The sequence below is a fragment of the Flavobacterium circumlabens genome, assembly GCF_004345565.1.
Taxonomy (GTDB): domain Bacteria; phylum Bacteroidota; class Bacteroidia; order Flavobacteriales; family Flavobacteriaceae; genus Flavobacterium; species Flavobacterium circumlabens.
Map to the genome: position 1 here is coordinate 12,858 of NZ_SLWA01000008.1, position 12,343 is coordinate 25,200.

Below are 12,343 nucleotides of genomic sequence, written 5' to 3' on the forward strand. Positions count from 1 at the left end.
TGTCTAACATATGTAAGAATTTAATTTAATTGGTTTATTTTTGATGGCTTCAAATACCACTGATTTATGAAAAAACTATTACTTTTTATAGCAATTATTTTCTCTTGCGCCAATGTGAATGCTCAAAACGATGCTTTGTGGCAAAAAGTGAACGCAACTTCTGTTTTTAATAGAAAAGTAACTGCTGAAGATTCAGAAAAGTTGTATTTTAAATTAAACGCAGATTTCCTGAAAGAAAAACTGACAGCGGCAACGGATAAAAAATCAAAAAGTAATACTTCAGAAATTACTGTCCCTAACACAAATGGAGTTTTAGAGCGATTCACTATTTGGGAGTCCTCTAATTTTGACCCGGAATTACAGGCGAAATACCCGGATATCAGAGCGTATGAAGGAGCAGGGATTGACGATAAATCGGCAAAAATTCATTTTAGCCTTTCGCCGGCCGGATTGCAATCTATGGTACTTCGCGTAGATAAAAGCCCGGAATTTATAGAAAGCAATCCTGATGATAAAGCGCAGTATGTGGTTTTTGCTTCTAAAAGTACTCTTGCAAAAGCAACATTAAATTGTTCTACAAAAGAAGTTTCAAATAATCAAAAAGCAGCAAAAAACGTCCTTGCCGCCAAAGAAGCCTCCAACAATAAAGTTTTTAAAACTTTGAGACTGGCCCTGTCTTGTACAGGAGAATATACAGCTTATTTTGGCGGAACTAAAGCAGGAGCACTGGCTGCAATGAATTCCACATTGACCAGAGTAAATGGAATTTTTAACAGAGATCTTGCGATCAAATTAGTTTTGATTGCAAATAATGACGCCCTTATTTATACCAATGCAGCTACTGATCCCTATTCTAATGCTTCTGAAGGAACGGATGGCGCCTGGAATCAGGAAGTTCAAACTACTCTGACAAACGTAATTGGAAATAGTGCGTATGATATCGGACATTTATTTGGTGCTTCAGGCGGAGGAGGAAATGCAGGATGTATAGGTTGTATTTGCGTGAATCCGACAGCTTCCGAACCTGACGGAAAAGGAAGTGGTTATACCTCGCCTTCTAATGCAAAACCGGAAGGAGATACTTTTGATATTGATTTCGTGATTCACGAATTTGGACATCAATTAGGAGCCAATCATACATTTTCATATGATGGCAGTGAAAGAACAAATGTAAATGTGGAGCCGGGAAGTGGTTCTACCATTATGGGATATGCCGGAATTTCTGAGGATTATGACGTACAAAATAACTCAGACGATTATTTTGCCTATGTTAGTATTTTACAAATTCAAAATACACTTTCAAGTGTGAGCTGTCCTGTAAGTACGACTTTAACCAATAACCCGCCAACCATAAGTGCAGGTCCGGATTATACAATTCCAAAAGGAACTGCTTTTGTGCTAAAAGGAACAGGCTCTGATGCCGAAGGAAATACAATAACTTATTGCTGGGAAGAAAACGATAATGCAACAAGCACATCCGGGGAAACCAGTAAAGCGTATCCGACAAAACCGGACGGAGCATTGTTCCGTTCTTTTCTGCCGGTTAGTTCGCCGATTAGATATATGCCACAATTAGATGCTGTGCTGCAGAATAAATTATCATCTACCTGGGAGTCTGTTTCAAACATTGCCAGAACTTTGAATTTTACTTTAACGGGACGTGACAATGCTGCTCAGGGAACAGCGCAGACCAGAACAGATGCTATGGTCGTGGTGGTGAATGCAAATGCAGGACCATTTGCAGTTACTTCTCAAAACACAGATAATATTGGCTGGGCAAATGGAAGCCAGCAAACGATTTCCTGGAGTGTTAATAATACCACTGCTTTAGCAGGTTCTGCTAACGTAAATATTAAACTTTCTACAGATGGTGGTTTAACATTTCCAATCACATTAGTATCCGGCACACCAAATGACGGTTCGGAAATTATCACTGTTCCGGCTGACATTAAAGCAACGACCTGCAGGCTATTGATTGAGCCAACGGCTAATATTTATTACGCTGTAAACAGCAATCAGTTTGCGATTGGTTACACCGTTTCAACAAATTCGAATACGTACACCTTCAATACTCCAATCGCAATTCCCGATGGAAATTTAACTTATACAACAAGAATAATTACGGTGACTGCTCCTTTTAGTAGTACAGCAAAAAACAGCATTACGGCAAGCATGAGTGATGCTCAGAAAACGGCAAAAAATGCAGTTGCTGAAGATGGAACCGCTATTAGTGATGTAGATCTGAATATTAATTTTACACATACTTATTTATCAGATGTTCAGATTAGTATTATGAGTCCTGAAGGAACTATTGTTAATTTGTTTGACGGAAGTTGTGGCAGTGCTTCAAATACGTTGTCTTTAAAATATGATGATGCGGGAACTGCAATCTCTTGTGCTGAAACAACGTTGCAAACCGTTTCCCCGGCGGGTAAATTAAGTGCGTTTAATAATGAAAGCCCTTACGGTGACTGGACCTTAATGGTTCGCGATATTGATGCCGGACAAGGAGGAACTATAAACTCGGCATCGATTACAATTCAGGCTCAAAAGTATACTTTAGGTACTGATGAAGTTGAAACAGCTCTTGATTTTGCTCTTTTTCCAAATCCAAATAAAGGAAGTTTTACGATTCAGTTTACACCGGAATCCAATTCGGGAGTTCAAGTTTTGGTATCTGATATTTTGGGAAGAACGATTTATTCACACGCTTTTGAACCGTCAGCTGATTTTAATGAAAACATTCAGCTTTCTAATGTGACTTCAGGAATTTATCTGGTAAGCGTTATTGATGGTAACCGAAAAACAGTTAAGAAGATAGTAATTAACTAATTTGTAAAATTTTAGTGCGCCATTGCCATACAAACGATACTGATTTTTGCTCCCGGAATTTTTAGCAGGGCGCGTGAACAAGCTTCGAGTGTGGCTCCGGTAGTCAGAACATCATCGACAATTAAAAAATGTTTATGATGGTTTTCTGCTGAGAAAGTGACGTCAAATATATTTTCTATATTTTCGGATCTTCCTAAAAGATTCTTTTTTGATTGTGTTTTCGAATATATTTTTCGATATAAAACAGCATCATCATAAGTAATGTGTAAACCTTGAGCTAAGGCTTTTCCAAAAGTACTGACCTGATTATAACCTCTTTCTTTAAATTTTCTTTTATGGAGCGGAACCGGAATTACAACATCAAAAGGAGTTTCTAATTTTAGTTTTTTTAAATCTTCCACATACCAGTTTCCTAAAATAGTTCCGATTTCCTCCCGGGCTTTGTATTTTAGGTTGTGAATGAGTTCCTGAACAATACCTTTTTTATTAAAGTATAAAAAGGCAGACGCATGCTCAATGTCAATTTTTCCATAAAACTTTTTGACAGCTTCATTTTTGGAATCCAGGTAATATTGCGTCAAAGGCATTTCATGTCGACATGTACTGCACAAGACCGTTTCATAAGTCATTAAAACTGTATGGCATCCGGCGCAAACTTTAGGAAAAAACAGGTCAATAATATAATTAAACACAAATAGAAAGAATTTGGTTACAAAAATAACGAAATCAACGCTTCAATCTTTATTATTTTTCTTTTTTTTAAACGTACTTTTTATATTTTTGCATCACTATGGCAAAACAAGAAGATATATTTAAGAATGTGGTTTCGCACGCAAAAGAGTACGGATTTATTTTTCCGTCAAGCGAAATATACGATGGATTAAGTGCAGTGTATGATTATGCACAAAATGGCGTCGAGTTAAAAAAGAATATCCGTGAATATTGGTGGAAATCAATGGTTCAGATGAATGAAAATATTGTTGGCCTTGATGCTGCAATATTAATGCATCCGACTACCTGGAAAGCTTCAGGTCACGTGGATGCATTCAATGATCCGTTAATTGACAATAAAGATTCGAAAAAAAGATACAGAGCTGACGTTTTAGTGGAAGATTATGCTGAAAAGTTAAATCTAAAAGCTAAAAAAGAAATCGAAAAAGCAAAAGCTCGTTTTGGTGATGCATTCAACGAACAAGAATTTATTACGACAAATGCTCGTGTAGTTGAATATTTAGCCAAAGAGAGAGAAATTCTGGAAAGACTTGCAAAAGGTATGAGCGAAGATCTTCAGGATGTAAAAGCGCTAATCGAAGAATTAGAAATTGCTGATCCTGAAACAGGTTCAAGAAACTGGACAGACGTAAAGCAATTCAACTTAATGTTTGGTACTAAACTTGGAGCTTCTGCAGACTCTGCAATGGATTTATATTTACGTCCGGAAACGGCGCAGGGTATTTTTGTGAATTTCCTGAATGTACAAAAATCAGGTCGTATGAAAATTCCTTTTGGAATTGCCCAAACTGGTAAAGCGTTTAGAAATGAGATTGTGGCAAGACAATTTATTTTCCGTATGCGTGAATTCGAACAAATGGAAATGCAATTTTTCGTTCGTCCGGGTGAAGAAATGAAATGGTACCACTACTGGAAAGAAACACGTTTAAAATGGCATTTGTCGTTAGGTTTAGGAAAAGAAAATTACCGTTTTCATGATCATGAAAAATTAGCGCATTATGCCAATGCAGCAGCAGATATCGAGTTTAATTTTCCTTTTGGATTCAAAGAATTAGAAGGTATTCACTCGCGTACGGATTTCGACTTAAAAGCACACGAAGAATATTCAGGAAGAAAATTACAATATTTTGATCCTGAACTGAATGAAAACTATGTGCCATACGTAGTAGAAACTTCAGTAGGTTTAGATCGTATGTTCCTGTCTGTTTTCGCCACTTCTTTGCAGGAAGAAACATTAGAAGACGGTTCAACAAGAACAGTTTTAAAATTACCATCAGTTCTGGCGCCAACAAAAGCAGCCGTTCTGCCATTAATTAAAAGAGACGGATTACCTGAAATTTCCAAAAAAATCATCGAAGATTTAAAATGGGATTTTAATGTTGCTTATGATGAAAAAGATGCGGTAGGACGTCGTTACAGAAGACAGGATGCTCTTGGAACTCCGTTTTGTATTACAGTAGATCACCAAACAATCGAAGACGAAACAGTAACCATTCGTCACAGAGATTCAATGAAACAGGACCGTGTAAAAATAGCGGAATTAAAAGACATTATTGAAAACGAAGTTTCGATGAAAAACTGGTTAATGAAAATGTAATTTTTTTTACAGAAAAATAATAAATAATCCCAAATTCCGTCTTAGGAGTTTGGGATTATTTTAATTTAGGCGATACATTGATCAGATGTTTTTGTGTTTTGTCTTTTTATGTTAACATTTGCCTGTAATGTATCAACAATTAAATTTTTAAATAATTGTTATTCGTAATTTTAGTGGTAGATAAAATCAAGACCTTCCCATATTGAAAAAGTATTCGTATATTATTATTGATGATGATGCTGAAAGTAGTCTGAAGACCAAAACTGTTGCAGAAGGTTTTTCAGAGTTAACTTTTGTGGCGTCAGCTTCGAATGGGCAACAGGGATTAACTTTGATTTTACAGCACCAGCCGTCACTTGTTTTTTTAGAAATTGATTCCAAAAATACATCAGGCGATTTATCGCTTTCCTTCATTAGTGAACTGTACCGGTATTTGTCGGTCCTGCCCAAAATTATTGTTACGACCTTAAAAAAAGAATTGGCTTACGATGCGATTCAATATGGTGTTTTTGATTATTTGCTAAAACCCGTTTTGGAAACGGATTTGCTTAAAACTATTTTAAAATTAGATAAAATAGCCCTGGAGGCACGATTTCTTAAAAGAGCGGACGATTATAGTACTGCTGCTATTCCCTTTATTAAAAGAACCACGAATACCGAAAAACCTCTGGTTATCTGTATAAAGTCGTACGGTGATTATCGCTATCTTAATGCATCTGAAATCAGTTATTTTCAGGCAGATAATAATTCAACCGATATTTATCTTAATTCCGGTGAAATGGTTACTGCTTTTAAAACACTCAAGTATTTTGAGAATGTACTTTCCTATCCTTTTTTCCGAATTCATAACAGTTACATTATTAATCGAAATTATGTAGCACGTATTCATAGCGGTAACTCAGTTTGTTACATCAAAAACTCTTCAAAAAAAATTCCTTTCTCAAAAACCTACAAATCAAATGTAGACTTAATTATTGCTAATTTTTCTGAAGGTAATTACTTAGAAGTCTAAAAATTAAGTAATTACATACAATTCACGCTCATTGACTATCAATTGGGTATGTTCTACCACAAACTGATTTTTTCGTACAATATTTTTTGGTTCTCCACGTAGATTTGTCCCATGATTGCAATAAAGCAGTCGTATACCCCAAATAAATCACAAACAAACACCCCAAAAAACATGAAAAAAGCAGCTTTAACAATCGGATTATTTTCTTTAGTAATGGTAACAACTTCTTTTACTACTCCTGACACTACAAAGAATATCGCTAATGACGAATTAAGTATCATAACACCAATTGATGGTCAGGGTACAAGAGATGGCAGACAAAAGCACGATTTTACACGAACTGTAAATCAATCAGATTTAAATAATAATCATTCAAGTAAATTAAGCGCTGATGGTCAGTCTTTAAGGATGAATGTCAAAATGGATTAATCAGATAAAAGTTAAAAATTTAAGAAAAGGCTGTCAATTTTTTGACAGCCTTTTTTTTTCGTCTTTAGTTTTACTATTTTTGGTAAAATTCAAGAAAGCTGTTGAAAAATAACTATTTAATATTATTCTTTTTATGTGTTGTTTTTTATGGTTGTACCCAAAAAAATCAAAGAGATAAAAATGTAAGCTTGTCAAAAGATAGCCTCGCTACGTACTTGTCATTAGCAAGTGATATAAATCTGCCTTTTAACTACAGGCAGCAATATAATAAAAAAGCTTTAAGCACAATTATAGAGCAAAAAGACGATTCTATTAATAAAGTAAATCTTTTTAAAGTCGCCAATCGATATTATAACATGAACGATTGGAAATCTTATCTGCAAACCACAAAATTAATTTTAGAAAGGGCAACGAATTCCCGCGACTCCATCCACATGGCTAAAGCATATAGCTATTTGGGAGACTATTACAGATCTCAATCTATATCAGACAGTTCATTTCTGAATTATTTTAAAGCTGAAAAAATTTATCTGAAGATCAATGATCGAAATAATCTGGCTAAAACCTTTCTGGATAAAGCAAATCTTCAATATAATGGAGGTGATTACTTTGAAAGTGAAATCAGTGTTTTTAAAGCGCTTCGTATTCTGAAAAAAGAAAATAATGTTAATGATGTGCTCTTTGACTGCTATAATTTACTCGGAATATTGTACAATGAACAAGAGGAATTCGATAAGGCTCTTCAACTGCACAAAATTGCCTTAAATACCCTTGCAGACAAATCTATTCCAGCCGATTATCAATTGGAAGCAACGTCATTAAATAATATAGGATTTGTTTATTTAAGAATGCAAAATTACAGGAAAGCCAAATTATACTTTCAAAAAAGCTTAAATCAAAAAAATTTATTCGAAGAAAATACTACTTTATATGCTATCGTATTAGACAATTTAGCTTATTCGAAGTTCAAATTAAAGGAATCTGACGGGTTGCCAAAACAATTCTTTGAAGCTTTGAAAATAAGAGATAGTCTTGGACTAAAATCAGGAGTTGTATTAAATAAAATACATTTATCTGAATATTATGCTTTTAAGAAAGATACTTTCAAGGCCATTCAGTATTCAAAACAAGCATTAGTTTTATCTAAAAATTCAAATAAAATAAGGAACATATTAGAAGCTCTTAAACAAATTGCCGTTGTTGATCATGCAAATGCTTCTGTTTATTCACGGGAATATATCCGGCTCAACGATAAAATGCTGAAAGCAGAGCGTAAAATGGGCGAAAAATTCTCCCGTATTGAATATGAAACGAATGAGATAAAAGACCAAAACTCGAATCTGCAGGAAAAGAATAAAACCCTGGTGTATGTTTTTAGTATTTGTACTTTGGTGGGTTTGTTTTTTTATGTGTACAAAACCCAGCAGGCCAAAAACAGGGAATTACTTTTTAAGCAACAGCAGCAAATTGCCAATGAAGATATTTATAACCTGATGATTTCCCAACAGAATGATATCGAAATGACCCGTATCAGGGAAAAGAAAAAAGTGGCTCAGGAACTGCATGATGGTGTTTTGGGAAGAATGTTTGGGGTACGGATCAGTCTGGACAGTTTGGATAAGATCGATGAAGCGGAAGCTGCCTTAAAAAGGAAAAAATATTTAACGGAACTAAAAAATATAGAGGAAGATATACGCGAAATTTCACACGATCTAAATAGGGAAAAATCAGAATTAATTAATAATTTTGTTTTGATTCTGAACAAATTGTTTGATAATCAACAAAACACCTATCCTTCTCAACTCATCACTGCTTTTGATTCTCAGATTAAATGGGAACTGGTTAGTAATGCAGTTAAGATTAATTTATACAGGATTGTTCAGGAAGCATTGCAGAATTGTAATAAGTACGCAAAAGCCAAAACGATAAAGGTCGAATTTAAGAGTGAAATAAATTACCTGGTTTTATCTGTTTTTGATGACGGGGCTGGATTTAATCCCCAAAGAACAAAAAACGGGATAGGATTGCATAATATCGAATACAGAGCTGCAGAATGTAAGGGTACCGTAACCATTAAATCTGCCAAAGGAGAAGGAACCCTGCTTTTAGTAAAAATACCCATCGATCAAAAAATTAACCTACAGAAGAAATGACAGTTGACCCCAACACTTTAGTTTCACAATTAATAAAGCAAAATATATTAATTGTAGATGATCATCCTTTTATTATTGAAGGATACAAAAATGCGATTACGCGTTACAATACGAAACAATACGAATTTGTGATTTCGCAGGCCTACGATTGCAGATCCGGATATGATTTGATACAAGATGAAGCAACGCCGGATTTTGATATTGCTTTTTTAGATATCAGTATGCCATCCTATGAAGAAAAGGATATTTTTTCAGGAGAAGATCTGGCCAAATTAATCTCAAAAAAAATGCCGCGCTGCAAAATCATTTTATTGACGATGTATACCGAATTGCTGAAAATTAAAACAATAATCAGGACCATAAGCCCGAATGGTTTAATTATTAAAAACGATCTGACCTTTGATGAACTGCTTTTTGCATTCGACAGGGTAATGAAAAATGAAAAATACTACAGCCAGTCGGTTCAGAAAATGTTGAGTCAGGCGCCGCATAATTCGATAGAAATTGATGAATTCGACAAACAGATTTTATTTCATTTGTCAAAAGGAACTTCAGTAGCCGATATGCCGCAGTACATTCCAATTTCTTTAAATGCCATAGAAAAGAGAAGAACCAATTTGAAAGAACTTCTCAAAATAAAATCAGGATCTGACGAGGATCTGCTAAAGGAAGCCAAAAGTAAAGCACTTTTCTAATGCAAAATTCCAAATAAAAAATTCCAAATTCCAATGACAGCATTATTGGAATTTGGAATTTTTTATTTGATTTTTTTTAAATTTATTCACTCAAAGCATCCCATCCACGGGCTTTTAAGGCAATTTTAGTATTCGCACGCGTCACTAAATGGATTCCTTCACTTTCATCTGCCATATGACCAATAACAGAGAAATTTGGATTTCCTTTTATTTTATCGAAATCATTAATGTCAATCGTAAATAACAATTCATAATCTTCCCCGCCATTAATGGCAACCGTAGTACTGTCAATATTAAATTCTTCACAAGTCGATATAAATTGCGGATCCAACGGAAGTTTGTCTTCGTATAAATTACAACCCACTTTGGACTGTTTGCACAGATGAATAATTTCAGATGATAATCCGTCCGAAATATCAATCATTGAAGTTGGCTTGATTTCAAGAGCATGCAATAAAGTACGGACATCTTTTCGCGCTTCAGGTTTCAACTGACGCTCGATCAAATAACTGTACATATCTAAATCCGGCTGGCTGTTTGGGTTTACCTGAAAAACCTGTTTCTCACGTTCCAAAACCTGTAATCCCATATAAGCAGCACCGATATCTCCGGTAACAACAAGCAAATCGGTTTGTTTGGCACCATTTCGGTAGACAAGCTCTTCTTCATTCGCTTCCCCAATGGCAGTAATGCTAATAATTAAGCCTTTTTGCGATGAGGTAGTATCTCCGCCAATAACATCCACTTTATATTCTTTTGCAGCGTGCGTAATTCCTTCAAATAATTCTTCTAAGGCTTCCAGTGGAAAACGATTAGAAACAGCCACAGAGACCGTTATTTGAGTTGGTCTGGCATTCATCGCGCAAATGTCAGATAGGTTTACAACAACAGATTTATATCCTAAATGTTTTAAGGGCATATAAGCCAGATCAAAATGTACGCCTTCAATCAGTAAATCCGTAGAAACGACTACTTTTTTGTCTTTAAAATCAAGAACAGCTGCATCATCTCCAATACTTTTTAAAGTAGATTCCTGAGTAACATCAAAGTTTTTGGTCAAATGTTCAATCAGGCCAAATTCTCCTAATTGCGCTATACTGGTACGTTGTGGATTTTTATCTTCGATCATTTTTTCTATGTTCCAATGTTTTTAAGTTGCAAAGGTACAAAGTTGTAAAGGTTTTGTCTAATTTTAATGGAAATGCTTTAAACCGGACAGGTTTTTAAAAACTGTAGGGTTTACTGAAAAAAAACAATTTATTTTTTTCTCTGCTGACAAACTGTTGTCACCGGCCCTTAATAATTTTGAAGTATTAAAATAATTAAAACTTTAAAACTATGAAAACATTAGCTGCCCAAGTAATTACTCCCGAAGATTTGTTGAAACACTGGCAAGGACACCGCGCGCTGACCCGTCGTGTAATTGAGCTTTTTCCTGAAAAAGATTTTTTTGAATTTTCGATAGGAGGTATGAGAACCTTTTCAAAATTAGTAGATGAGCTTTTAGCTATTGCTGCTCCGGGTTTAAAAGGAATTGTAAATAAAGAAGTGAAAGGATTCGCCGAAGAATCGGATAAACTGATTTTTAAAGCACAATATCTTGAAAAATGGGATGAAGCAACTTCAGAAATTAATCAGTATTGGGAAAAATTATCAATTGAAGATTTTAATGAAACCTTTAATCTTTTTGGACAATATGAATTTCCTGTAATTCAGAATATCCTATATTTTGTAGATAACGAAGTGCACCACCGCGGACAAGGTTATGTGTATCTGAGAGCCTTAGGTATTGATCCGCCTTTTTTCTGGGAAAGATAGCATTCCTGAAGATTGGCCAAATAAAAAAACTCCTTAAAGTGAACGCTAAATTCACTTTAAGGAGTTTTTTTATAAAAGTCTTTTTCTGTTGAGTTCCAGTAATTCTAAAGTTCGGACTTTGAGACTCTCCGGTTCCAGAATTGTAGCGTAATCCCCAAACATTAAAAACCAACGCGGGAAGCCACTTTCGATATCCCGGCACATGAAGGTCATTTCTATTTGTCCGTCGATTTCTTTTTCAGAAACAAAACCATGATATTTTCTCTCGAATTCCAGGTATCGGGCAATTTTTTTCTCAATCAGGATTCTGATTTTGGTCGTCGGAATTGTTTCGGTTTTGTTTAAATAGGTGTCCAAAGAATCATGTTCTATTGTAAAATCAAATTCTGTTTTTTGAATACCCTGAATTCTGTCGGTTCTAAATTGACGATAATCCTTTCGCAGATGGCAATACCCCAGAAAATACCAATTGTTATGATCATGAAAAACGCCGACAGGTTCGATATTTCTATGGGTCGGTTGTTCAGCTTCTAATGTTTTATAAGATAAAATGATTTGTTTTTTCTCGGCAATACTTTCAAACAAAAGCGCCAGCGTATTGGGTGATTTGTCGTGAAATAACGGGTCTGCCGATTGCATTACGACTCGTGATTCAATGTTCGAAAGCCAGTCCTTATCGGTACTTCTCAAAACCGATTTCAATTTAAACATCGCTGATGCATAATGTGATCCAAGAGACGGATCGGTGAATTTCTGCATCAGTTTTTCGGCCGCAATAAAACTGCTCACTTCTTCGCGTGTAAACATAACCGGAGGCAATCGATAACCTTCCATCAACGCATAACCCACTCCGGCTTCACTGTAAATGGGAACTCCGGAAGCTTCCAAAGTTCGGATGTCCCGATAAATAGTTCGCAAACTAACTTCAAAACGATCAGCCAATTCCTGTGCTTTTACAATTTTCTTGGATTGTAATTGAATCAGAATAGCGACAATTCGGTCAAATCGTTTTGGGGTTTCGTCCATTTTTTTTTCTTTTGAAGGTGCTGAGTTACTAAGGTTTTGAGTGGCTGAG

General features: G+C 35.3%; 10 protein-coding genes. 7 read left to right on the forward strand and 3 right to left on the reverse strand.

What is annotated here, in order from left to right:
• The first annotated feature begins 66 nt into the window (after positions 1–66).
• The gene (locus EV142_RS17655) at positions 67–2,832 is read left to right on the forward strand and encodes a zinc-dependent metalloprotease (RefSeq protein WP_132037172.1); all 2,766 of its coding nucleotides are present in this window, start codon (positions 67–69) and stop codon (positions 2,830–2,832) included.
• Between the two features lie 11 nt (positions 2,833–2,843).
• Here EV142_RS17655 and EV142_RS17660 read toward each other — a convergent pair whose 3' ends face one another.
• Positions 2,844–3,461, reverse strand: coding sequence for a ComF family protein (locus tag EV142_RS17660; RefSeq protein ID WP_132037423.1), 618 nt, complete (start codon positions 3,459–3,461; stop codon positions 2,844–2,846).
• 161 nt (positions 3,462–3,622) lie between these two features.
• On the opposite strand from EV142_RS17660, the gene EV142_RS17665 reads away from it, so the two are divergent.
• From EV142_RS17665 to EV142_RS17685, 5 genes are all read left to right on the forward strand, one after another.
• Positions 3,623–5,161 (forward strand): glycine--tRNA ligase, encoded by a 1,539-nt coding sequence (locus tag EV142_RS17665; RefSeq protein ID WP_132037173.1) that lies wholly within the window; start codon positions 3,623–3,625, stop codon positions 5,159–5,161.
• Positions 5,162–5,363: 202 nt separating this feature from the next.
• Positions 5,364–6,173 carry a LytR/AlgR family response regulator transcription factor gene (locus EV142_RS17670; RefSeq protein ID WP_132037174.1) on the forward strand — a complete coding sequence of 270 codons (810 nt, stop codon included), beginning with the start codon at positions 5,364–5,366 and terminating at the stop codon, positions 6,171–6,173.
• A gap of 111 nt (positions 6,174–6,284) precedes the next feature.
• Entirely contained in the window at positions 6,285–6,602 is a 318-nt protein-coding gene (locus tag EV142_RS17675) for a hypothetical protein (protein ID WP_132037175.1), read from the forward strand.
• Between the two features lie 188 nt (positions 6,603–6,790).
• Positions 6,791–8,755, forward strand: a complete 1,965-nt coding sequence (locus tag EV142_RS17680) for an ATP-binding protein (RefSeq protein ID WP_306462580.1) — start codon at positions 6,791–6,793, stop codon at positions 8,753–8,755.
• Positions 8,752–9,450, forward strand: a complete 699-nt coding sequence (locus EV142_RS17685; RefSeq protein WP_132037177.1) for a response regulator — start codon at positions 8,752–8,754, stop codon at positions 9,448–9,450. Before EV142_RS17680 ends, EV142_RS17685 begins: the two co-directional genes overlap by 4 nt.
• A gap of 82 nt (positions 9,451–9,532) precedes the next feature.
• Here EV142_RS17685 and thiL read toward each other — a convergent pair whose 3' ends face one another.
• Entirely contained in the window at positions 9,533–10,579 is a 1,047-nt protein-coding gene (gene thiL / locus EV142_RS17690) for a thiamine-phosphate kinase (protein WP_132037178.1), read from the reverse strand.
• 209 nt (positions 10,580–10,788) lie between these two features.
• Here thiL and EV142_RS17695 point away from each other — a divergent pair, with 209 nt between their 5' ends.
• Complete coding sequence (locus EV142_RS17695) at positions 10,789–11,268, forward strand: DinB family protein (RefSeq protein ID WP_132037179.1); 480 nt, start codon at positions 10,789–10,791, stop codon at positions 11,266–11,268.
• Positions 11,269–11,337: 69 nt separating this feature from the next.
• Here the strand turns inward: EV142_RS17695 and EV142_RS17700 are convergent, their stop codons facing one another.
• Positions 11,338–12,294 carry a helix-turn-helix transcriptional regulator gene (locus tag EV142_RS17700; protein ID WP_132037180.1) on the reverse strand — a complete coding sequence of 319 codons (957 nt, stop codon included), beginning with the start codon at positions 12,292–12,294 and terminating at the stop codon, positions 11,338–11,340.
• Positions 12,295–12,343: the final 49 nt, after the last annotated feature.

Coding starts and splice junctions, on each gene's coding strand:
- EV142_RS17655 (WP_132037172.1), top strand. CDS start 67: ATGAAAAAACTATTACTTTTTATAGCAATTATTTTCTCTTGCGCCAAT.
- EV142_RS17660 (WP_132037423.1), bottom strand. CDS start 3,461: ATGACTTATGAAACGGTCTTGTGCAGTACATGTCGACATGAAATGCCT.
- EV142_RS17665 (WP_132037173.1), top strand. CDS start 3,623: ATGGCAAAACAAGAAGATATATTTAAGAATGTGGTTTCGCACGCAAAA.
- EV142_RS17675 (WP_132037175.1), top strand. CDS start 6,285: ATGATTGCAATAAAGCAGTCGTATACCCCAAATAAATCACAAACAAAC.
- EV142_RS17685 (WP_132037177.1), top strand. CDS start 8,752: ATGACAGTTGACCCCAACACTTTAGTTTCACAATTAATAAAGCAAAAT.
- thiL (WP_132037178.1), bottom strand. CDS start 10,579: ATGATCGAAGATAAAAATCCACAACGTACCAGTATAGCGCAATTAGGA.
- EV142_RS17695 (WP_132037179.1), top strand. CDS start 10,789: ATGAAAACATTAGCTGCCCAAGTAATTACTCCCGAAGATTTGTTGAAA.
- EV142_RS17700 (WP_132037180.1), bottom strand. CDS start 12,294: ATGGACGAAACCCCAAAACGATTTGACCGAATTGTCGCTATTCTGATT.